The organism is Myxococcus sp. CA039A, assembly GCF_013336645.1.
GTDB lineage: Bacteria > Myxococcota > Myxococcia > Myxococcales > Myxococcaceae > Myxococcus > Myxococcus llanfairpwllgwyngyllgogerychwyrndrobwllllantysiliogogogochensis.
This window is the reverse complement of the sequence record NZ_JABUMQ010000193.1, coordinates 1-21,672: the sequence shown is the minus strand read 5'-3', so window position 1 is coordinate 21,672 and position 21,672 is coordinate 1. Positions and strand designations below refer to the sequence as shown.

The following is a 21,672-nucleotide window of genomic DNA, read 5'->3' as shown; positions in this document are numbered from 1 at the left end:
AGAGACAGGCCCACCCCTCCGCAAGGAATGACAAGCAGCGTCATTCCGGAGACGCTCCGGGCGCCGGAGCCCGAGCCTGAAGGGGACGGCGAGCCCCAGGCCTATCCATTGGATTTGGAGGCGCTGCGCGCGAAGCTGCCGGACAACCTGTACTGGGAGCTGGGCGCGCCGACGAAGGACCCGGAGCTCTTGCGCAAGCGCGAGGAGGAGACGCGCAAGTGGAATGAAGTCTTTGGCCGGGTGCAGTCGGGTGACGCCACCGAGTCTGAGATTCACCAGTACTACGACCGACGACGCAAGGTGTCAGAGGACATGTTGCGGTTCGCGACCACGGTGCTGGAGGAGCAGGGCGACAAGCTGCCCGAGCGTGACAAGGGTTTGTACGAGCTGAGCATCAACATGCACCGCACGCGGCTGTCGGAGTACCCCCGACAGGAAGAGGAGTCGCTCGCGCACCGCCGCTCGCAGGAGCAGCGCCGCGAGCAGTGGCGTCAGGGACAGCCGCAGCCCTGAGCGCGCCCGCTCGTGTCGGATAGTGAAAGCTTGCGGGGGCGCACGGCCGGACGCCGGATTGGAGCGCCCCGCATGCTCCGCTAGAGACGCGGGGCATGGTGGTGGAGACGCGTCGGACGGGTTTGCCCGGAGAGGGCGAACGCGAGGAGGGCTCTTCCGAGGAGGAGTCGCGCCAGCCCACGGGGGAGCTCGAGCAGCGGGTGCTGGAGCGGACGGCCGCCCTGGAGGCGGCGCTGCGGGTGCGCGACGAGTTCCTGTCCGTGGCCTCCCACGAATTGCGCACGCCCCTGACGTCGCTGCGGCTCTACGTGGATGGGCTGGTGCGCTCCGCGCAGCTCGGCGCGCTCGGGCCTGAGGATGTGCCTCGGCGTCTGGCGCGGGTCCAGGACCAGTGCGGGCGGCTCGACAGGCTCATCGCCACGCTCCTGGACGTGTCGCTGTTGTCCACGCAGCGGCCCGTGCTGGATTTGGAGGAGGTGGACCTGGGGCAGTTGGTGCGCCACACCGTGGAGCGGATGGAGGAGGACGTGCGGCGGGCCGGCTGTGATTTGTGCCTGCGCGCCCCGCCCGGCATCGTCGGCGCGTGGGACCGCACGCGCGTCGAGCAGGTCTTCACCAACCTGCTCACCAATGCCTTGCGGCACGCCGCGGGGACGGCCATCGAGGTGGCGCTGCGCGCGGAGCCACACTTCGTGCTCCTCTGGGTGAGGGATGAGGGGCCGGGCATCTCCCCGGAGGACCAGGCGCGGCTGTTCCAGCGCTTCTCGCGTCTGGACCCGACGCGGCCGGGCTTCGGGCTGGGGCTGTGGATTTCCCGCCAGCTCGTGGAGCTCCATGGGGGCAGCCTGTCCGTGGAGAGCGCCCCAGGTCAGGGCGCCCGCTTCACCGTGAGACTGCCGCTGCCGGCACCCTTGCCGCCGCCGGGCCCTTGAGGGCCTGTCTGGCCCCAGGGCGCCGAGTGTTGTCTGACGAGCAGAGGTGTGGGAGGTAGCGGTGGGCTGACACGAGGGAAGTGCTAAGCGGGAGCTGGGGGCCTTGACCCGCATCCGCACCGAGCGCGTGGACCATCACTTGACCGGACAAGGGTTTGCCAACGCCGCCGCGTCCCCCGTGGACGTGGAGGGACTCGACACCGTTCTGTGGGACCAGTTCCCGGAGAGTGTCGCCGTCTGCGCGCCGGACGGTTCGTGCCTCTACGCGAACCCGTCGATGGAGCGTGCCTTCGGAGGCCCCCGGGCGGAGCTGCTCGGCCGCTCGTTGTGGGAGCTGTATCCGCAGGTCGTGCGAGAGCAGCTCCAGGCGCGGTTCCAGCGCGTGGCGGCGGCGGGCGAGCCGGAAGCCTTCGAGTGGCACTTCGCGTCCGAGGACCGCTGGTTCGTGTTGCGCCTGTTCCGGGGCCATGGCCGCGTCTACGTCTTCTCGCGAGAGAACACGGCGGAGAAGAAGCAGGAGGCCATCCTCCGGGGCCTCTACGACGAGACGCGGCGCGCGCAGCGGCATGCGGCCTTCCTGGCGCAGGCCAGCGAGGTGATGACCTCGTCCCTGGAGCACGACGAAATCCTCCAGCGGCTCACCTCGCTCGCCGTGCCTCCCCTGGCGGATGGGTGCAGCGTGGACGTCCCCCTGCCCGACGGGAGCGTGCGGCGGGTCGCCATGGCGCACGTGCGGCCGGAGCTGGTGGCGCGCACGCGTGCGTACCATGAGCGCTACCCCATCCGGATGGATGATGCCCACGGGGTGGGCAAGGTGCTGCGCACGGGGGCCACGGAGTTCGTGGCGGAGCTGCGGCCGGAAGCGCTCGCGCAGGGCATCGCCGACGAGGCCCGGCGCCGCGCGACGCAGGAGCTGGGCCTGACGGCGTACATCATCGTGCCCTTGATGAGTCGGGGGCAGGTGCTCGGGGCGCTCTCGCTCGTCAACACCGAGGGCGGCCGGCGCTACACGCAGGCGGACGTGCGGCTCGCGGAGGACCTGGCGCGGCGCGCGGCCACGTCGCTGGACAACGGGCGGCTCTACACGGAGGCGCAGGAGGCGGTGCGCGCCCGGGACTCCTTCCTCTCCGTCGCCTCGCATGAGCTGAACACGCCGCTCACCTCGCTGACCCTCAACGTCCAGGCGCTGCGCCGCCAGCTGGAATCTCCCAGGGCGAGCCCCGGGGACGTGGCGTCCGAGTCCGTCTCCAACAAGGTGATGGCCGTGCAACGGCAGCTCTCCCGACTGTCCAGTCTGGTGCGCGAGCTCCTGGACGTGTCGCGCATCACCGCGGGCAAGCTGCGGCTGGAGCGGGAGGAGCTGGACCTGGCCGCGCTCACGCGGGAGCTGGTGCCGCGCTACGCGGAGGAGCTGTCGCGAGCGGGGTGCTCGTTGCGGCTGGAGGCGCCGGGGCCCGCGACGGGCAGTTGGGACCGGCTGCGTGTCGAGCAGGTGCTCCAGAACCTGCTGTCCAACGCCATCAAGTATGGCCGGGGCCACCCCATCGAGGTGAGCGTGGGCGCGGACGCGGAGCGGGCCTGGCTGTCCGTGCGGGACGAGGGCGTGGGCATCGCCCTGGAGGCGCAGCCGCGTCTGTTCCATCGCTTCGAGCGGCTGGCCAGCGAGCGGCACTACGGCGGCCTGGGGCTGGGCCTGTGGATTGTCCGGCAGATTGTCGACGCCATGGGCGGGCGCATCCTCGTGCGCAGCGCGCCCGGTCAGGGTTCCACCTTCACAGTGGAGTTGCCGCGCCAGCCGCCGGAATGAGGTGCGAGCGCGCGCCCGAGGACACCACCCAGAGCTGATGGGAGGTGCGGGTGATGGCCACGTGCAGGCGGCGGCGGGACTCGTCATCCACGGGCCAGGCGCGCGCGGTGACGTCCGGGAGGATGACGTAGTCGAACTCCAGGCCCTTCACGCTGCCCACGTCCGTCACGTCCACGCCGGGCTCGAAGGAGAACTCACCGTCCTTCACCCGACGCGCCCACGCCTGGTCCGCGACGACGCGATAGACGGCGTCGGCCGACTCGGGGCTGCTGGCGATGACGCCCACGGAGGCGTGGGGCTCGCGTGAGACGAGGTCCCTCAGGGCCTCGCCGACGAAGAGCTGGGCCTGGGCCTCGACGGGGAAGTGGTGGAAGCCCACCGGCGCGCCCGCGCGGGGAGGCTGCGCGGTCGACTCCGCTGGAGCCTGGGTGCCGAGCACCTGTCGCGCCAGCTCGACGACGGACGCCGGACAGCGGTAGGAGACCTGCAGCCGGCAGGTGGACGCGTCGCGGATGCCCAGTTCGTCGAGCGCCTCGGGCCAGCCCGCGAAGCCCGCCTCGGTCTGCTGCATCTCATCGCCCGCGAGCGTGCAACTGCGGCCCTTGCCCAGCAGCTTGCGCACGACGAACAGCTCGAAGAGGGAGAAGTCCTCCGCCTCGTCCAGGACCATGTGGGCCAGTCGCTCCAGGCCGAGCGGACCCTGCTGGGCCTTGAGGAACATGAGGATGGGCAGGTCCTCCAGGTCCACCGTGCCGGCCAGGGCGTAGGGCGTGTCGTCCTCGAGCGCCTTGCCGTCCACGGTGATGAGTCGCTCCGGGTCGGTGATGTCCTTGAGCTCCTTCTCCAGCGGCGTGGAGCGCTGCAGGCGCGTGTGCTCCAGCACCTCGTCGATGACGGTGCGCGGCAGTTCGCCCTTCGCCTTGTTCACCACGTCTTCGACGAAGTGCCGGTCCAGGTACGCGTCCGCCAGGCGCCGGTGCAGCCGCTCCAGCGTGGTGCCCGCCTGTGTCTTGGGCGCGCCGATGCGGCCGAGCAGCAGGCGCCGAAGCGCGGGGTGGCGCTTGAAGCGCGACACGAGCGGCGGCGTCTCCGGGCTCAGCTTGATGCCTGGCAGATTGAACGCGGAGCGCGCCGTGGCCAGGAGCCAGTGGTCCAGCGTATCCACCGAGACGCGGCCCAGGCCCAGGGGCGCCAGCAGTCGGCGCGACAGTCGGGCGAGGCCCTCCTCGGGGACGATGAGCTTCATCCGCGCCTGCGGGTACTTCGCCGGGTCGTCGAAGGCAATCTTCGCCAGCCGGTGCAGGGCCACCGTCGTCTTCCCGCTGCCCGCGCTGCCCAGCACCAGCAGCGGGTGTGAGGCGTCCACGCTGACGGCCTCGTACTGCTCGGCGTCCAGGAGGGCGGTGACTCCGAAGGCATCCTCCGCGCGCCGTGCGCCCTTGCCCGTCCCCAGGGCTCCGGGCCGGGCGGCCGACCCCGCGCCACCCGCTCGCAGCGCGGTGACGTCTCGGCCCACGCCATGCCACGTGCCGTCCTGCGCGCGCTCCAGCACGAGGGCGCCGGAGATGATGCGCGTCAGCACTCCTCGCTCGATGACGACGAGGCGGCGCACCTCGACGGTGCCCTCGGCCAGCCGCTCGCCGAACTGTTCCTCGTACGCGTCGCCCTCCTCGTACGAATAGAAGACGCGGGCGATGGGGGCGAAGCGCCAGTCGATGACGCGCACTCCGGCGCTCACATCCGCGAAGGTGGTGCGCCCGAGCAGATAGTCGCGCGGACCGGCGTCGCCAGCCAGGCGCAGGTGCGCGAAGTAGGGGGCCTGGGCGTCCGGGAGCTGCGCGCTCTCCTGCCGGTCCAGCAGGGCCCGCGTCTGGTCCATCTGGAAGAAGAGATGGGGAAGGTCGGCCTCGGCCGCGCTCGCCGCCTCGTCGCGGAGCGCCTGGAGCTGCGCGACGAGCCCCCGGTCCTCCTGCGCCCGTCCGGCCTTGCGACGCGCGGCCTCCAGCGTCGCCTGGACGCGCGTCAGCAGCGCCTCCTCCTCGGCGATGATGGCCCGGACGTCTTCGGAGAGGTGTCCCTGCGCATGCGTCATGGGCGCCAAGGTGAACCGCGCGAAGGGGCACGTCAACCCGTTGGTTTTCCTGGCGGAAGTGCTACTTTGAATGGCGGTCGGAAGGAGTGGGAATGCGGCGCTTCAACCCTCGCCTGGCGCTGCTGGTGCTGGCCTTCCTGTCGTGCGCGTCCGCCAGTCCGCGCACCGTCCTCCACCAGAAACAGTCGCCCTATACGCTCGTCGCGGTGACGCAGGACGCGGAGGGCCGGCGCTACCTCCAGTTCGACGAGTCGGGCGCGCTCCAGAGTGTCGTGTGGCCGGGGCAGCCGTTGAAGCTGGAGCTGGGCTACACGCGCATGGCCATGGTGGGGCTGGCCTTCGTCCCCCGTCCCCAGCGCATCCTCGTCGTCGGGCTGGGCGGAGGCGCCATGCCCATGTTCCTGCGCGCGGTGCTGCCCGAGGCGCACATCGACGTGGTGGACATCGACCCGGATGTGGTGGACGTGGCGCGGCGTTTCTTCGGCTTCACCGAGGACGCGCGACTGAAGGCGCATGTGGCGGACGGCCGGGCCTTCATCGAGGCGAAGCGCCCCGCGTATGACCTCGTCTTCCTGGACGCGTACGGCCCCGACAGCATCCCCGAGCACCTGGGCACGGTGGAGTTTCTCGCCGCGGTGCGCGCGCGTCTGACGGCGCGTGGGGTGGTGGTGGGCAACGTCTGGGAGGACCCGCCCAATCCGCTCTTCTCCTCCATGCTGCGCACGTGGCAGGCGGGCTTCCGCCAGCTCTACACCTTCGAGGTGGAGGACCACGCCAACCGCATCTTCGTGGGTGTGCCGTCCGCCGAAAAGCAGTCACGCGAGGCCCTGGCGTCCCGCGCCCAGAAGCTGGAGCGGGAGCGAGGCGTGCCCTTCGACTTGAGCGCGATGGTGCTGGAAGGCTTCGCCGACGTCACCGGGCGCAAGGAATTGTCAGGACAGGTGTTGAAGGACAAACGCCAGGCGCCCCCGGCTCCGGCCCCCTGACGCGCGGAGGGGAGCCCGTCGATTGCGCTCTGATGATGCGCGCGGGATAGACTCCTGTCGCCTCACGGCGTGTCGTGTACCCGTTTCGTTTCGGAGGATGCGATGTCCCCGTCTCACGTCGGGCCGCCCGCGCTGTCGCGTCGGGGCCTGCTCAAACGAGGGGTGTTCGGAGGCGCGCTGCTCGCCCTGGGGGGCAGCGGAGTCCTCATCCTGCGGGAAGGGCTGTCATTGCCCTTGCCCGAGGAAGGGCTGCTCGTCCTCGGGCCGCGCGAGTACGCCACGTTCCAGGCCCTGGCCCGCCGTGCGTTCCAGCCGCGTGAAGGCTGGCCAGACGCGGACACGGTGCGCGTGGCCTTCCTGGCGGACAGGCTGCTCGCGCGGGGAGACCCCTCCATCGCGCGGGAGGTCCGGGACGTGCTGGGAATCTTCGACAACGCGCTGGCCGGGCTGCTCTTCGCGGGCGGCGTCACGCCCTTCTCACGACTGGCTCCCGAGGCGCAGGACGCCGTGCTGGAGGACTGGCGGACGTCGAGGCTGGTGTTTCGTCGCGGCGCCTTTCACGCGCTGCGCTCGCTGGCCCATGCCGCTTATTACTCACATCCGGCGGCCATCGCGGCCACGGGTTATGTGGTGCCACAGGGCTTCCACGTCGCGGACGCTCCGGTGTGGCGGGGGCCTGGAGACGGCTCCTTCGCGGGCAGCGGAGGGTCCACGCCATGAGCGGCCGCATCAGGACGGGAGACGAGCTGACCGAGGACCAGACGCTCACGTGTGATGTCTGCGTGGTGGGCAGCGGCGCGGGCGGCGGGGTGCTCGGGCTGGAGCTGGCGAAGCGCGGGCTGGACGTGGTGATGCTGGAGGAGGGCGGCTACCACACGCGTCGCGACTTCGACCTGAACGAGGCGAAGGCGTACTCGACCTTCTACCAGGAGGCTGGAAACCGGGCGACGGATGACCTGTCCATCGGCATCTTCCAGGGGCGCACCGTGGGCGGGGGCACCGCCATCAACTGGTGCGCCTGCTTCCGCACGCCGCCGGAAATCCTCGAGCGCTGGCGCGACACGCACGGGGTGAAGGGCCTGGATGCCGCCACGCTCGCGCCGCACTGGGACTGGCTGGAAGAGCGGCTGAACATCCGCGAATGGCCCATTGAGCAGTCCAATCGCAACAACCGGATTCTGTGGGAGGGATTGGGCGCGCTGGGCTACAGCCGGGGCACGGTGAAGCGCAACGTCCGCTCGTGCGCGTCGCTGGGCGCGTGTGGCCTGGGCTGCCCCACCAACGCCAAGCAGTCCATGCTGGTGACGCTCATCCCGGAGGCGGTGGAGAAGGGGATGCGGCTGTTCGCCAATGTCAGCGCGCGGCGACTGGAGACCCAGGGCGGGCGCGTGGTGGCCGTCCACGCGGAGGTGCTCAATCCAGGCACGGACCGCCCCACCGGCAAGCGGCTCACCGTGAAGGCGAAGGTGACGGCCGTGTGCGGCGGCGCCATCAACTCCCCGGGCTTGTTGCTGCGCAGCGGACTCACCGGCCGGGGCCGCGTGGGCAAGCGCCTCTTCCTGCATCCGGTGGTCGTCTCCAATGCCCACTTCCGGGAGCCCGTGGAGGCGTACACCGGCGCGCCGCTCACCGTGTACTCGAGGCAGTTCATCGACCGGGGACAGGGAAGGCTGGGGTGGCTCTTGGAGGTGCCTCCGCTGCTCCCCATCCTGAGCTCACTGGCGTTGACCGGCCTGGGCCCGGCGCACCAGGACCAGATGGCGCGGCTGCCGTATGCCAATGCGCTCATCTCCATCTGTCTGGATGGCGTACACCCGGGCGACGAGGGCGGCACGGTGGCCCTGCGAGGCGAGGGGGAATACACGCGCTTCAAGGTGAACTACCCGCTCAACGACTTTCACTGGGAAGCCTTTCGCGAGGCCCTCAAGGTGTCCGCGCGCATCCAGTTCGCCGCCGGTGCCGAGCAGGTGTCGAGTCCACACTCGCGGCCCGTGGTGATGCGAAGCGAGAAGGACCTCGGCTTGCTGGACGACGCGCCCTATGGCCCGCTCCAGCTCTCGGTCCTCAGCGCGCACCAGATGGGCGGTTGCTCCATGGGCGGCAGCCCGGAGACGAGCGTGGTGGACAGCACGCTGCGCTATTGGGACGCGGACAACCTCTTCGTCGTGGATGGCTCCGTCTTCCCCACCGCGCTGGGCGTCAACCCCATGGAGTCCATCCTCGGCATCGCCCACTGGGGAAGTCAGCACGTGGCCGCGGCTGTGTAACAGTTCATGACGGAACGATGATGGTGTTCACGCCATCAGTTGGTCTATGGAGCACTCGTTGTCTCCCAGGCGCGCATGCCTGTCCTTGCGCGCCGTCCCCCACGAGTCCATTTCATATGAGCTCCCAGATTCTGTCTCGGTCTTCTCCGCGTGCTCGGAGGATGACGGCGGCCGTCGTCGTCCTTTCCGCCGTGCTTGGCGCCTGTTCAACGCTGCCGCAGCGTGGACAGGTCGTGATGCGCGACGTGTCCTTCCCTCTGCGGGATTTCCGCATGCCCTCGGGGCTGCGCGTGGTGGTGGAGCAGGACACGCGCGCGCCGGTGGTGGCGGTGGTGGCCCTGGTGGGAACGGGCGGCTCCAGCGACCCGGTGGGCAAGGAGGGCCTGGCGCACGTCGTGGAGCACCTGGCGTTCCGCTCGCGTCACGCGGGGAGCCCGTCGGTGTGGACGCGCCTGGAGGACGTGGGCGCCGGCCAGTTCAATGCCTTCACCAGCCTGGACCACACGCTCTACCAGACGCTGGCGCCCAAGGAGTCGCTGGCCGCGCTGCTGAAGATGGAGGGGCAGCGGATGTCCGCTCCGCTCGCCGGTGTCACGCCGGAGGTCTTCGCGGTCGAGCGCGAGGTGGTGCGCAACGAGCTGCGCCAGCGCAACGAGACGGGCTACGTGGGCCAGGTCTTCAGCTGGATGCACGCCGCCGCCTATCCGGCGGAGCACCCGTACTCGCGGCCCATCATCGGCACGCACGAGTCGCTCACGGCGCTCGCCCTGGCGGACGCCCAGCGCTTCGCGCGCAACCACTACCGTCCGGACAACATCACCCTGGTCATCGCCGGGGACGTGGACCTGGCCGCCGTGGAGGCGGTGCTGATGCAGAACCTGCCCCCCGCGTGGGTGGGCACTGGCGCGCCGCTGGCCGTGGGCACTCGCATGCCGCAGGTGACGGAGCCTCCGCTGAAGGCCGCCTCGCCGTCGATTCCGGAGTTCAAGGCATCCGTCGGCTCGCCCGAGCTGTACCTGTCCTGGGTGTTGCCGCGCTCCTTCGACGAGGCCAGCGCCATCCATGACTTCGTCCGGGTGAACCTGAACCGGAACCTGCAGGGGGCCATGCGCAATGACGGCGACATCGCCGGCATCGGCACGCAGGTGGTGGCTGGCACGCGCTCGTCGCTGCTGGTGGTTCGCGTGGCGCTCACCACGGGAGAGCACCCGCGCAAGTCCGCGGACAAGGTGCTGGATCAGGTCCACGAGACGTGGACGCAGACCATCAATGCCGGAGCGGTGCTCGGCCGCGAGTTCGACTTCCAGTCCATGCGCCGCAACGTCATCACCGGCATGGTGCTGGAGTCCGAGGACCTGATGGCGCGCACCGTCCGCCGCGCGGAGCTGACGCACTTCATGCTCGACGTGCGCGGCTACACCCGCTCGCAGATGGCGCTGATGACCATCGATGGCGGTAAGGTGACGGACTTCGCCTACAAGTGGCTCCAGCGAGACAGGGCTCGCATCATCCTGGTGCGGCCGGGTGAGAGCGCTGGCGTCTCGGTGGCGGCGCCCCCGCCCCTGCCGGTGGAGTACTCCACCCTGACGGCCGAGCAGCGCATCACCCCGTCCATGCTGACGGCCCTGTCCGCGCCCGTGCAGACGCTGAAGCTCGACAACGGCATGGAGGTGCTGCTCGCGCCGAGGCCGGGGCTGCCCGTGGTGCGGGTGGGCGCGGTGCTGGGCGGTGGCTCCACGTACGGTGCCCGTGCGGGCGCGGCGGCGCTGGCCGACTACGGCTCCTTCCGCGAGTCGTGGTTCGAGGGCCATGCCAGCCACTGGGGCCTGCACGTGTGGGACTCCATGCGCAGGGACCACCAGCGCATCGAGGTGTCGGGCACCGCCGGCAACGTCGGCAACATGCTGGCGATGCTGTCCGAGCAGCTGTCCACCACGAGGACCTCTCTGGACGCGGTGAAGTACCTGCAGGAGCAGGTGGTGCCGTGGCGCCGCGCGGTGGATGCGCACCCGGAAGTCCGGGCGGAGCGCGAGCTGATGAAGGCCCTCTATGGGGCCCACGCCTACTCGCGGGACGCCACGGGTGAGGAGATGGCGCAGGTGACCTGGGACGAGGTCCAGTCCTGGATTGGGGATGTGTACCGCCCCGCCAACACGGTGGTGGTCATCGCCGGTGAGTTCGACGTGAAGACGGTGGAGCCCCTGGTGCGCGAGTACCTGGGCGGCTGGAAGCACGGGCCGGCCACGGCAGTGAGTGTGCCCGCGGCGCCGTCGCTGCCCGAGCCCTCCGCGAAGGCCCGCACGCTCGTCACGCCCCGCCCGGGCGCGAGCCAGGGCCACCTGCAGCTGGCCTGCCGGTTGCCCACGGCCACCCCCGAGGCGGAGGCGCGCTATTCGCTGATGGCGGAGCTGGTGTCGGCGTATGCGTTCAACGAGCTGCGCTCGCAGCAGGGTGCCTCCTACGGCTTCAGCGCGAGTACGTGGCTGGCCCGCGGCGGCGCCTCCCACCTGGTGGTGGAGGGCGTGGTGGACGCGCAGCGCATGGCGGAGGGAGCGAAGTCCGTCCAGGCCATGCTCTCCAACTTCGCCACGAACGTGGATGAGCGGGAGCTTTCGCGGGCCCGCACGCGGCTGCTCGCGAGGCAGGCGGTGTCGTACATCTCCTCGGAGGCATGGGTGCAGGCGCTGCTGGACGCGCGCGTGCGCGGCTTCCCGCCAGAGTCGCTGGCCCAGCGTCCCGCCCATCTCCAGGCCGTGACGTCCGCCGCGCTGAAGCAGGAGTTCGACGGTTGCTTGAAGCGACTGGTGGTCGGGGTGGTCGCCGACGAGGGCCAGGCCCGCACCGCGCTCCAGGCGCTGTCGGTGCCTTGATCGCCTGGCTGCTCCCTTGCCTGGCGCGCGGTCGGCCAGGCGAGGGGGCCGTGCGGCGCGTCCTTCCGCTCCGGCGCTGACTACCTTGCCCCGACGGAGCATCCGTCGAGGAGGAGGGCAGGCATGCGGTGGCAGGGAGGACGTCGCAGCTCCAATGTGGAAGACCGGCGGGGCAGTGGAATCGGACGTCCGCTGGCGGTGGGCGGTGGTGCCGCCTCGCTGGTGGTGGCGCTGCTGGTGATGCTGCTGGGAGGAGACCCGTCGGTCATCTCCTCGACCAACTCCGGGGGCGGTCAGGGGACCTCTCGCGACTACGGCACGGGAGGCTCGGGCGCGCCCGAGGACCCGCGTCAGGCGGAGCTCAAGGACTTCGTGTCCGTCATCCTCGCGGACACGGAGGACACGTGGCCGGGCCTGTTGGAGCCGCGAGGCGTGAGCTACGTGGACCCCCGGCTGGTGCTCTTCTCCGGTGCGGTGCGGTCCGCATGCGGGCTCCAGGAGAGCGCGGTGGGGCCGTTCTACTGCCCGCCGGACCAGCGCGTGTATCTGGACCTCGACTTCTTCGACGAACTGGACCGTCGCTTCGGCGCGCCGGGTGACTTCGCCCAGGCCTACGTGGTGGCGCACGAGGTGGGCCACCACGTGCAGAACCTGCTGGGCATCTCCGAGCAGGTGCAGGCCGCACGGCGCAGGGCCTCTCCCGAGGACGCCAACGCGCTGTCGGTGCTCCAGGAGCTCCAGGCGGACTGCTTCGCCGGCATCTGGGCCCACCATGCGCAGAAGGAGCGCCAGGTGCTGGAGGCGGGGGACGTGGAGGAGGGGCTGGGCGCGGCGACCGCCATTGGCGACGACACGCTCCAGCGTCGTACCCGGGGCTACGTCGTCCCCGAGTCCTTCACCCACGGCTCCTCGGAGCAACGCGTCTCGTGGTTCAAGCGAGGCCTGTCGCAGGGCACCCTGGAGGCGTGTGACACGTTCTCCGAGGCGTCCACGCCGTCGCGCCGTCGTCGCTGACTCACCGGGACGATTGGCGTCCAGACCCCTTCCCGCGCTTGAATGGCCCCCCCGTGGAACGGATCCGCGGCCAGCGATGTCGGAGGGGGCGTGCCTTCAATTCAAGCCAGATGGTCCGCGGGACTGCTCCTGGGCCTGCTGTTGGCCGCTCCAGCGGAGGCCCGCTTCGGCAAGCGCTCCAAGCCGAGCGAGTCGACGTCGGACACCCACGAGGCCACCGCCATTGGCAAGGAAGACGATGCCGATGACGACGACAAGGACTCCGACTCCGACGGTGAGTCCTCCGACTCGGGGAGCGACGACTGTTGCTCGGACTCGCTGGATGATCTGGGCAACGAGGTGGTGGGGAGCGTGGTGGGGTGGATGCTCCAGGGCATGGTCCATGCGATTGCCAACACCGGCACCCACCTGAACCAGCAGGTCGACGCGAGCCTTCCACCGGGCGTGGCCACCACCGAGCTGAGCACGGAGCGTCGGCACGCGGTGCCGGTGTCCTTTCGCATGGGCGCGCAGAACCTGCTCTGGCGGGGCGACGCGAAGGGCGCCGACATGTTCGTGGGGTTGGAGTTTCGCCGCTTCGGCGTGGAGGGACACGTGCTGCGGCTGTCGTTGCCCACCGATGACGGGACGGAGGGGAGGGACAGGCTCACGCTGGTGGAGGCGCACGTGACGCATGCGTTCCTCGTGCGCGAGCACCTGCGGCTGCGCGCGGAGGCCGGCGTGAGCACGGCGTATGCGCCGGATGTGACGCTCGTCGGACCCAGCGTGGGGGTGTCCTTCGAGGCCTGCGTGCTGGGCCCCCTGGACCTGGAAGCGCGCACGCAGCTCACGCCATGGCCCTACCTCCAGCTCGACGGCACGGTGGGGCTGGCCCTGCACCTGGGGAGCCTCATGCTGCGAGGCGGCTGGCGAGGCGTGTACCTGGATGACCAGGGCACGGTGGACGGCGTGGCCCACCAGGACCGGCTCCATGGTCCGTACCTGGGCGCGGGCCTCACCTTCTAGCGACGTCCCTTCACCTTCCACCAGAGCATTCCGAGGAAGCCTTCCGGCGGTGGCTCTGGCGGGAGCAGTGACTCCTCGTCGTCGCTGCGCGGCCTCGGTGGCGGCGAGTCACGGCGCGGCGACGGCGAGGGCAGGGGCTCCGTGCTGTGAAGCCCTCGCGAGGCGCGGTCCAGTGCCTCCGAGAAGGATCGCCTTGTCACGTCTCGTGCCTCGATACGCTCGGGGCCGGAGACGCGCTCCAGGGCGCGGACCCGGAGGACGCCATCAGCGCCTTCGACACGGCGAAGGCCACCGACGCGTCCGATGGGTCCCCGGGGTTTTCGTCCGTGATGCATGCCGGACCTCTCGCGGATGGAGCGGAGTCGTGTGGCTCAGGGCTGGCCTTCGGCGGAGAGGGCCGTCTTGCGCGGGATGAACTCCTCGCGGCGCAGCAGCAGCCTCGCGTCGTTCTTGGGGAGGATGCGCAGCTGGAAGCGCCGCTGGTAGGAGTCCCCGGAGGAGAAGACGCCCTTGTCGCTCACCAGCAGCAGCGCGGTGGGGACGGACAGCTTGGGCGCGCGGTGCCCGTAGAAATGCACCACGACGTGGTAGGGGCCGGGGGCCACCTTGCGCGCGTGGTACAGCTCCGGGCCCAGGCCATCGGTGATGTCCCAGTAGAGCTGGCCACCCAGCCGGGTCTCCTTGTGCTGGTAGAAGCAGCGCTCGCCGTTGGGTTCGATGACCCACAGGTCGATGTCCGTCATGTCCGAGTTCCAGTGGGTGGTGAGCTGGTAGTCGATGGGCGTGGGGGACATGCCGCCGTACCAGACCGTGCTGGCCTCCTGGATTTCGCCAATGCGCGTCTTCAGCACGGACGCGAAGGACTCCGCGCGGGGATGTCGCGCCAGCGCGGAGAGCAGGCGCCCGTAGTGATACGCCGCGACCAGCCGCAGCTCCACGGGGTGTCGCCATTGGCCTCCCGCGAGGACGATTTCGTAGTTGCGCGCGGCGTCGGCGTAGCGCCCGGAGGCATCCAGCGCGAGGGCTTCCTCCAGGAAGGCCTGTCCCTCGAAGGGGCGGTTGAGGCGGACGTGCTCGAACAGCTCCGCCGCGGCGGGGAACTGTCCCATGGCCAGCAGACCGTAGCCGACCAGACGCAGGGCCTCCGCGTCCTTGGGCCTGAGCTCCACGGGCGAGGACAGGGCGCGCAGCGCGCCGCCGGTGTCTCCGGCGAAGGCGCGCTGGCGAGCGATGCCTTCGTACAGCGTCACGTCGTCGCGGTTCTCACGGCGTGCCTTGCGGTAGGCCAGCTCCGCCGTGAGCCGGGGCTCTCCACCCGCGTAGGGCTCGTCCCGCAGGGGCTGACGCTTCATCAGGGGCGCCAGGGCGGAGCGATGCTCCGTCAGGGACCGCACCACGGCGAGCCCGGACTTGGGCACTGCGTCCATGCCGAGGCCCTGGAGCTTGTCCTTGCGCTGGTCCTGCTCGCGCTTGCGCAGCGTCTCCAGCGCATCCAGCTCCACGCTCTCGTTCTGGATGGCGAAGCGCTCGTAGTCCGCCGTGGACTCGAGCACGAGCATGGACGCGCGCGCGTTGGCCAGCCGGTAGTGCTGACTGAGCGCCACCACCATCCGGTCCAGTCGCACGTCGTCCAGGGACACCATCCGGGTGACGAAGAGGTCGGCCCAGGCGCGCGGCGCGAAGGTGCTGTTGTCTTCGGTGGACAGGGGCACGCTGAGCGTCTGCTCCACGTCGCCCGCGCGTGTCGCCACCACCAGCTCCGGGGTGCCCTTCTCCGGCAGCCGTCCGGCCACCAGCAGCTCCTGGCCGGGGAACACGAGGTGGGGCCGTCCGGCGACGACCAGGTCCTTCACGGCGGCGCCCTTCACCTCCACGCGGGTGAGCACCACGGACATGGCGCGGTGGGCCTTCGCCGCGGCATCCACCTGGGCCCCGGAGAGCACCGTCACGCTCCGGCCGCCGCTGGCCCGGGAGAGCGCGTCGAACAGCTCCGTGTTCACCGCCGACTCGCCGAAGCGGTACGTCACCCAGCGCAGGGCCTCCGTGCTGCCGTGGCGGGAGATGAGTGACTCGATGGTGCTCTGGCCCCAGGTGACGTTGCCGTCCGACAGGAGGAAGGCCGTCACGCGCTCACCGGGCTTCGCCGGCTTGAGCCACTCACCGGCGGCCCGGTCCAGCTCCGTCAGCATGCCATCCACGTGGGAGGCGCCTTCCAGGTAGACACGCTCCAGCTCGGAGAACGTCTCCTGGCGCCGGGCGGAGTCATTGGTCCGCCAGCCCGTTCCGTGCAGCCACCGGGGCCGCACGTCGAAGAGGAGGACGGCGTACTCCTTCAGCGTGGAGTCCTTCTCCAGGAGCGCGCGCAGGGTGGCGGCCTGGAGCGCCCAGGCGTTGCCGTCCTCCGTGGCCAGCGAGGTGTCCACCACGAGCACGGCGCGACCGGTGGGCGGCCCCTCCGCTTCCGACGTCAGGCGCGCGGGCAGGCGCACGCGGGCATGGAACGCGTGACCCGGAAGGCCCGCGTCGTCCCGGCCCACCAGGACATCCGCTTCGGCGTTCTTCGGCGTGAGGGCCACCGACAGCGCACCGTCGCCCGTGAGCTTGGGCAAATCGTAGGTACGCCACGCGCCCAGCTCCCGTGGCTTCTCCTTCGTGTCGGGTGCCACCAGCACGTCTTGCGTGTGACGCGGGTCCACGTGAACGCGCGCGGACACCTGGAGGTCCTTGCCCGCGCCGACGGGCAGGGGCCACGTGTAGCGCAGGCGCTGGCCGTCATGGAGCAGCGTCTGCTCATAGGCGATGACCACGCGCTTCAGGGAGCGGGGCGGCAGCGGGAAGACGCGCGCGCTGAAGGTGGAAGCCCCGGCCCACTCCAGCAGCGCCGGGTCGACGTTGTTGCGGACGATATCCTCGTAGACCTCGCGCGCGCGCTTCTGCTCGACGACGCGGGCCTCCTGGGGGGCGCCCCATGAGCGCTTCGCACCCGGGGGGCTGGGGGGCGCGGCGGCGGTCAGTTGCTCCACGTTCGAGGTGCCGTCGCCCAGGGGCGGCAGCAGGTCCGACGACTGGAAGAGGGACGGGGCATTCACCGCCACGGAGCCCGAGTAGAGCGCGAAGCCCGCCACGGACGCGCCTCCGGGCAGCGGGTAGTAGAAGGTGCCTTCCAGGTTGTGGTTCGTGTCGTTCTCGAAGAGGTGGTCCACCACCGTGCGCGCGCGGGCGCCCTGGATGTACGTCACCACTCGAATCGCACGCGTCTTCAGCGGCTGATAGCGACCGGACTCGTCGCGCACCAGCACCTTGGCGGCGCGAGGCGCGGTGTCCACCTTGGGCAGCACGGGGGTCGGCAGGTTCGCGGCGGGCTCCGGGCCATCCTTCATCCGCTTCGCTGGCGAGCCCGGAGCTCCTCCTCCCGCTCTATCCGGACCGCCCTTGATGATCTGGATGACCTCCCTCCGGCGCATGTCCATTTCGCCCGCCGACGAGGCGGCCCTGGCGGTTTCTTCCATGGCGGCATCAGCCGGTCGAGGGGGCGAGGCGGAGGGCGCGGGCGGTGGAGGTGGAGGTGGAGGCGGTATGTCCCCGTGGGGCGCTACCCGCTCCGCCTCGACCGCCGGGAGGCCTTCCACCGGCTCCAGCTCCCCCGTGGGACTCGGGGCACCCTGAGCAGACGCCTGGGCATTCTGGAGCAGCTGCTCCAGGTCCTGCTCACTGAGGGTCCGCGGGTCCGCAACGGCATCGCGAAGCTCCGCGACGTCCACCTCTCCGAGGTCGGGAACGCCGGCGACGGTGACAGGCGCCGCGAGGCCCGCCTTGAGGAAGCTCTCGGGGGCGACCGGTGGCTTCGGCGCGGCGGCCACGGGCGGTGCCGTCGAGCCCCGGTCACATCCGGCGATGGCAAGGGACAGCAACAGCACGGCGGTAGAGAGGCGCGTGAGGTGCATTCCGGGGGACGTTAGCCCAAGACGAAGCGCTCCGTGCATGCCCCCAGGGAGGAGGCCCTCAGTCCAGATAACCCCAGCGGTCTTCCTCGAAGACATAGAAGGGACGTCCGAAGGGAATCCGGTCCGTCCAGCCGAGCACGTGTCGCCCGTTGCTCACGTCGTACGTGAAGCCGAAATGGGGCCCGCCGTGTTTCGCCGGGGGCAGCTCGGGGAGGAACTCGGGAACGAGCTCCGCGAGGGTCTGGGGCAGCTGGCCATGTCGCGCCTGGAAGGCCCTGCAGGCCGTGATGAGGCGTTCGGCGTTGCGCTGGGCTCGCTCGCTCCCCGCGCGGTCGGGTCGCAGGACGACGAACACGGTCACCGCCAGGGCCGCCGCGTTCTGGACGAGCCGGCTGGCGCTGTCGCGGAACTGGCGAAGGGTCCTGCCGAGATACCTGGCCATGCATCCTCCCGATGGCCTCGCATCATCGCTCAGGTCCGCGCCGACCTGGGCCGACACTGCCTATCTTTCAAGGAGAGACAGGAGGCCGTGATGCCAGACATCGACGAGCGACAGCGAGGAAGCGAGCCCTTGGGGGATTGGAGGGACCGTGAGTCAGGCTATGAGGACGAGGTGCCCGGCCATACACCCGGCGTGGCCGAGGGAGACGACGACGCGGCACCCCATCGCGCACACCCTTTTCCAGACCCGGACAAGACACCCGGCTGCGCGGAAGGTTGACCGCTCGGTGGTCCCCGACGGCGCATGAGTCGCTTGGATTTGCCGTGCCAGCCTGACAATCTCCGCGCGAATTCATTCGCGACGAGGGCGCGCTGACATGGGGACGGAAGTTCAGCCAGTGCAGGAAGCGGAAAAGGTGGCGCCCGCTTCGGGAGGTCCCTCCCCCCAGGTCGACGGAGCCGCCGCCGAAAAGGTGGCCGTCGGGACGCGCCTGCTCGCGGTGCTGGGAGGGTGGCACGTCCGGCTGGGCCTGACGTTCCTCTGGTTCGCGCTGCTGTTCGCGGCCTTCCAGCCCGGACTGCTGTCCAGCGACTCACTCGACATGCTGTACCAGGGGCGAACGGGGAATTATTCGGACTGGCATTCGCCCTTCTTCGCCTTCGTCCTGGGCAAGACCTTCCTGCTGGCCGGCTCGACGTGGCCGGTGCTCGCCTTCCAACTGGTGGGACTGGCGCTGGGCCCGCTCCTGTTGCTCGGGGGCCTGACCGGGCGACGAGGGCTGGCCGCGCTCGCGTTGCTGGTCGTCTACTGGTTCATTCCCAGCAACTGGGCGGTGGGAGTGACGCTCTGGAAGGACACGTTCAACGGGGTGGCCCTGCTGTGGGCGGTGGTGTTTCTCGCCTGGAGGCGACCCGGCTGGGCCTTCGCCTTCATGGTCGCGGCGACGTTGACGCGCCACAACGCCATCACCGCCAGCATGCTGCTGGTGCCCATGGTGGTGGCGCGCGTGCCCATGCTGATGAAGGGCAGGGTGAGGCCGGTGCTCGCCAGCGTGGGGCTCCTCGCGGTGCTGGCCTCGGCGCCAGGCATCCTCAATCGCGCCGTGGACGCGAAGAAGGACTGGATTGGGGGCGCGCTGTTGGTGTTCGACGTGGTGGGCGTCTACGCGCATGAGCCCGCGGCGATGGAGGGCTCGCCGCTCGTGGCGTTGTGGAAGTGGGATGCGACGCGGATTGCCCATATCTACCATCGGCGCTCGTTGGCCCCGATTCTGTGGGGAGACCCTGAGCGGGGCGCCATCTCCGTGGGGGCGTTCCGCGCGGCGAAGGAGCCCCTGACGCGGGAGTGGCTGCGGGTCGTGCGTGCCTACCCGGGGGCCTATCTGCGGCATCGCTGGGCGGCCTATGTCGCGAACCTCGGCATGGAGGACTTCGCCGGGAACTACTACCGGGAGGAGGGGGGCTTCTTCCAGAGCATCGACAAGAACGACCTGGGCCTGACGCTGCGCAAGCACACGCTGCTTCATCGGGGCTGGGCGGCCATGCGGGCTGCCTGTCCCGATATCTTCATCCGCGGCGGGTCCTGGCTGGTGCTGACGGTGGCGCTGGCCGTCGTGGGCTGGCGGCGGCGCGCGCGAGACGGCGGGTTGATGTTCTGCGTGGCCGCGTCCGGTGTCACCTACGCGCTGGCGTATTTCCCCGTCAGCGTGAGCGCCGAGTTCCGGTTCTACTACTGGACGGTCATCGCCACGTTCGCCGCCGGGGCCTTGTGGCTGGCCCAGCCTCCGTCGCGCCAGACGTGACGGCGTGTGTGGGGCTTCGGGACGTCTTCCCAGGGAGACCCGGACTCGCGGTGTCGCGCCGTGCGGGGGCCGTGGGCCCGACTGAATAGGCGGGAGGAGGCCCCGTCAGACTGTACAGAACGCGGCGCAACCCGCTGCGAAGGAGGTCGTCATGTACAGCAAGCTGATGCGAGTCCTGGTGGTGTGCTCCCTCACGGTGGCTTCTCCTGTCCTCGCGCAGTCGGTGCATGGTGCCTCCCCTGTCACGACCCCGGGCGTCACCGAGTGGGTTCGCGACCAGCGCCTGGATTCGCGTTCGAACTCGGAGCGTGCGCGGGTGGAGCGCGAGCGGGCCGAGGGGGAGCGTCAGGCGCGGCTGGAGCGCGAGCGGGTGCAGCGCGAGCGTGAGCGGCAGGCCCGGGTGGAGCGTGAGCGCATCGAACGTGAGCGGGCTCGAATCGAGCGCGAGCGTCTGGTTCGGCTGGAGCGTGAGCGGGCGGAGCGCGAGCGTCAGGCGCGGGTGGAGCGGGAGCGTCGTGAGCGGGCGGAGTGCGCGCGCTACGGGCATGCGCGCTGCGGCGCATACTCCCGGCATGGTTAGGTGGCACCGCGTCATGAAGACCGGGGGTTGAAGTCACGCGCCCTCGGTTGACGCACGGAAGGAGCAGGCGTCTGCTTGCCCCATGTCAGACCCTGCTTCTTCCGCGCCAGTGCAACTCGCCGATGCCCGCCCGGTGGACACCTCCGAGCGGGTGACGCTGCTGGATGCGCTGCGCGGGTTCGCCCTGTGCGGCGTCTTCGTTTCCAACAGCGTCTCCTGGTTCAGCGGTCGGGTGATGATGCCCCGAGAGCAGGCGCAGGCCCTGGCGGCGCCGCTCCTCGAGACGGTGACCACGGGCCTCTACCAGTTCTTCGTGAACCAGAAGTTCGTGACGCTGTTCTCGTTCCTCTTCGGGCTGGGCTTCAGCATCCAGCTCGCCCGAGCCGAGGCACGAGGCTCCTCGATTGTCCGGCTCTATGCGCGCCGCCTGCTGGTGCTGCTCGCGATAGGGCTGACGCACCAGTACGCCATCTGGTGCGGAGACATCCTCCACACCTACGCGATGGTGGGCTTCGCGCTGCTGTTGTTTCGGAACCGCTCCAACACGACGGTGCTCATCTGGGCCGTGGCGTTGATGGCGGTGGTGCCGCTGTTGATTCCGGCCCTGGAGCGCTTCGTCCCCATCTGGCTGCACGGCGCGGAGGCGGCGGGCGAGGCGGCGAAGGCGGCGCGGGCCTTGGAGACGGCGTCGCGAACGCGGCTGTTGGAGGCGCTCTCCAGTGACTCGTTCTGGACGGCGCTCGTGGGCACCGCCCGCTTCAACAACGAGTCCTACCTTCGCATCAACAGGCTCGTCTGGATGAGCCTCATCCTGGGGCGGTTCCTCTTCGGACTGCTCGCGGGACGCCTCTTGTTGCTCCAGGACCTGGACGGCAATCGCCGCCTGCACCACCGGCTGTTGTTCTGGGGATTGTTCCTGGGCGTGATTGGCAATGGGCTGGGCCTGGTCCTCTGGCGGCTGCGCGCGATGGGGATGGGGGACTTCGTGAGCCGCGACTGGATGATGGTGCTGACGGTGGTCCAGGAGCTGGGCTGCTTGACGCTGGCCGCGGCCTACGTCGCCCTGTTCGCGCTGCTGTCCCGCCGTGGCTGGGTTCAGCGCGTCTTCAACGTGCTGATGCCCGTGGGCCGGATGGCGCTCTCGAACTACCTGCTGCAGTCGGTGGTGAGCGTCTGGGTCTACAACGGCTGGGGTCTGGGGCTCATCGGAAAGCTGCCACCTTCACGGAGCATCCTGCTGGCACTGGGCATCTTCGCGGTGCAGATTGTCCTCAGCCATCTCTGGCTGGCCCGCTTCCGCTTCGGTCCCGCCGAGTGGCTGTGGCGCTCGCTCACCTATGGCCGGGCCCAGCCCATGCGACTGCCCGCGGGGCACGGCGAGGTGGGGGCGGCGCCTTCTTGAGCGGACCGGGTGGGACT

General features: G+C 70.1%; 16 protein-coding genes. 12 read left to right on the top strand and 4 right to left on the bottom strand.

Annotation, left to right across the window (positions count from 1 at the left end):
* From HR086_RS28625 to HR086_RS28615, 3 genes are all read left to right on the top strand, one after another.
* Nucleotides 1-513 (top strand): hypothetical protein (locus HR086_RS28625; RefSeq protein ID WP_217441986.1); only part of this gene is annotated, 513 nt, incomplete at its 5' end.
* A gap of 95 nt (nt 514-608) precedes the next feature.
* Nucleotides 609-1,445: a sensor histidine kinase KdpD gene (locus HR086_RS28620; RefSeq protein WP_174453229.1), complete on the top strand. Its 837-nt coding sequence runs from the start codon at nt 609-611 to the stop codon at nt 1,443-1,445.
* 103 nt (nt 1,446-1,548) lie between these two features.
* Nucleotides 1,549-3,252, top strand: a complete 1,704-nt coding sequence (locus HR086_RS28615) for a PAS domain-containing sensor histidine kinase (RefSeq protein ID WP_174453230.1) — start codon at nt 1,549-1,551, stop codon at nt 3,250-3,252.
* On the opposite strand, the gene HR086_RS28610 is transcribed toward HR086_RS28615, so the two are convergent.
* Nucleotides 3,218-5,344, bottom strand: a complete 2,127-nt coding sequence (locus HR086_RS28610; protein ID WP_174453659.1) for an ATP-binding domain-containing protein — start codon at nt 5,342-5,344, stop codon at nt 3,218-3,220. The genes HR086_RS28615 and HR086_RS28610 overlap by 35 nt on opposite strands.
* Before the next feature lie 92 nt (nt 5,345-5,436).
* On the opposite strand from HR086_RS28610, the gene HR086_RS28605 reads away from it, so the two are divergent.
* From HR086_RS28605 to HR086_RS28580, 6 genes are all read left to right on the top strand, one after another.
* A complete protein-coding gene (locus tag HR086_RS28605; RefSeq protein WP_174467206.1) occupies nt 5,437-6,330 on the top strand; it encodes a spermidine synthase in 894 nt (297 codons plus the stop codon).
* Between the two features lie 102 nt (nt 6,331-6,432).
* Entirely contained in the window at nt 6,433-7,050 is a 618-nt protein-coding gene (locus HR086_RS28600) for a gluconate 2-dehydrogenase subunit 3 family protein (RefSeq protein ID WP_141646901.1), read from the top strand.
* Nucleotides 7,047-8,597, top strand: coding sequence for a GMC family oxidoreductase (locus HR086_RS28595; RefSeq protein ID WP_141646902.1), 1,551 nt, complete (start codon nt 7,047-7,049; stop codon nt 8,595-8,597). The genes HR086_RS28600 and HR086_RS28595 overlap by 4 nt, the downstream gene beginning before the upstream one ends.
* 116 nt (nt 8,598-8,713) lie before the next feature.
* Entirely contained in the window at nt 8,714-11,467 is a 2,754-nt protein-coding gene (locus HR086_RS28590) for a pitrilysin family protein (protein WP_174461423.1), read from the top strand.
* A 123-nt stretch (nt 11,468-11,590) separates the two neighbouring features.
* Complete coding sequence (locus tag HR086_RS28585; RefSeq protein ID WP_174461422.1) at nt 11,591-12,481, top strand: neutral zinc metallopeptidase; 891 nt, start codon at nt 11,591-11,593, stop codon at nt 12,479-12,481.
* Nucleotides 12,482-12,571: 90 nt separating this feature from the next.
* A complete protein-coding gene (locus HR086_RS28580; RefSeq protein WP_174467205.1) occupies nt 12,572-13,486 on the top strand; it encodes a hypothetical protein in 915 nt (304 codons plus the stop codon).
* Here HR086_RS28580 and HR086_RS28575 read toward each other — a convergent pair.
* The 3 genes from HR086_RS28575 to HR086_RS28565 all read right to left on the bottom strand — a co-directional run bounded on the left by HR086_RS28575 (nt 13,483) and on the right by HR086_RS28565 (nt 17,872).
* On the bottom strand, nt 13,483-13,686 hold the full coding sequence (locus tag HR086_RS28575) for a hypothetical protein (protein WP_174467204.1): 204 nt from the start codon (nt 13,684-13,686) through the stop codon (nt 13,483-13,485). The two genes, HR086_RS28580 and HR086_RS28575, sit on opposite strands and share 4 nt — an antisense overlap.
* 171 nt (nt 13,687-13,857) lie before the next feature.
* Nucleotides 13,858-17,430: a hypothetical protein gene (locus HR086_RS28570; RefSeq protein ID WP_174461420.1), complete on the bottom strand. Its 3,573-nt coding sequence runs from the start codon at nt 17,428-17,430 to the stop codon at nt 13,858-13,860.
* A gap of 58 nt (nt 17,431-17,488) precedes the next feature.
* Nucleotides 17,489-17,872 (bottom strand): hypothetical protein, encoded by a 384-nt coding sequence (locus HR086_RS28565; RefSeq protein WP_141646907.1) that lies wholly within the window; start codon nt 17,870-17,872, stop codon nt 17,489-17,491.
* A 376-nt stretch (nt 17,873-18,248) separates the two neighbouring features.
* On the opposite strand from HR086_RS28565, the gene HR086_RS28560 reads away from it, so the two are divergent.
* The 3 genes from HR086_RS28560 to HR086_RS28550 all read left to right on the top strand — a co-directional run bounded on the left by HR086_RS28560 (nt 18,249) and on the right by HR086_RS28550 (nt 21,655).
* Nucleotides 18,249-19,673, top strand: coding sequence for a hypothetical protein (locus HR086_RS28560; RefSeq protein WP_174467203.1), 1,425 nt, complete (start codon nt 18,249-18,251; stop codon nt 19,671-19,673).
* Between the two features lie 151 nt (nt 19,674-19,824).
* Nucleotides 19,825-20,253 (top strand): ATP-dependent DNA helicase, encoded by a 429-nt coding sequence (locus HR086_RS28555; protein ID WP_174467202.1) that lies wholly within the window; start codon nt 19,825-19,827, stop codon nt 20,251-20,253.
* 82 nt (nt 20,254-20,335) lie between these two features.
* Nucleotides 20,336-21,655 (top strand): DUF418 domain-containing protein, encoded by a 1,320-nt coding sequence (locus HR086_RS28550; protein ID WP_174461417.1) that lies wholly within the window; start codon nt 20,336-20,338, stop codon nt 21,653-21,655.
* Nucleotides 21,656-21,672 lie beyond the last annotated feature (17 nt).

Coding starts and splice junctions, on each gene's coding strand:
- HR086_RS28620 (WP_174453229.1), top strand. CDS start 609: ATGGTGGTGGAGACGCGTCGGACGGGTTTGCCCGGAGAGGGCGAACGC.
- HR086_RS28610 (WP_174453659.1), bottom strand. CDS start 5,344: ATGACGCATGCGCAGGGACACCTCTCCGAAGACGTCCGGGCCATCATC.
- HR086_RS28605 (WP_174467206.1), top strand. CDS start 5,437: ATGCGGCGCTTCAACCCTCGCCTGGCGCTGCTGGTGCTGGCCTTCCTG.
- HR086_RS28600 (WP_141646901.1), top strand. CDS start 6,433: ATGTCCCCGTCTCACGTCGGGCCGCCCGCGCTGTCGCGTCGGGGCCTG.
- HR086_RS28595 (WP_141646902.1), top strand. CDS start 7,047: ATGAGCGGCCGCATCAGGACGGGAGACGAGCTGACCGAGGACCAGACG.
- HR086_RS28590 (WP_174461423.1), top strand. CDS start 8,714: ATGAGCTCCCAGATTCTGTCTCGGTCTTCTCCGCGTGCTCGGAGGATG.
- HR086_RS28585 (WP_174461422.1), top strand. CDS start 11,591: ATGCGGTGGCAGGGAGGACGTCGCAGCTCCAATGTGGAAGACCGGCGG.
- HR086_RS28570 (WP_174461420.1), bottom strand. CDS start 17,430: ATGCACCTCACGCGCCTCTCTACCGCCGTGCTGTTGCTGTCCCTTGCC.
- HR086_RS28565 (WP_141646907.1), bottom strand. CDS start 17,872: ATGGCCAGGTATCTCGGCAGGACCCTTCGCCAGTTCCGCGACAGCGCC.
- HR086_RS28560 (WP_174467203.1), top strand. CDS start 18,249: ATGGGGACGGAAGTTCAGCCAGTGCAGGAAGCGGAAAAGGTGGCGCCC.
- HR086_RS28555 (WP_174467202.1), top strand. CDS start 19,825: ATGTACAGCAAGCTGATGCGAGTCCTGGTGGTGTGCTCCCTCACGGTG.
- HR086_RS28550 (WP_174461417.1), top strand. CDS start 20,336: ATGTCAGACCCTGCTTCTTCCGCGCCAGTGCAACTCGCCGATGCCCGC.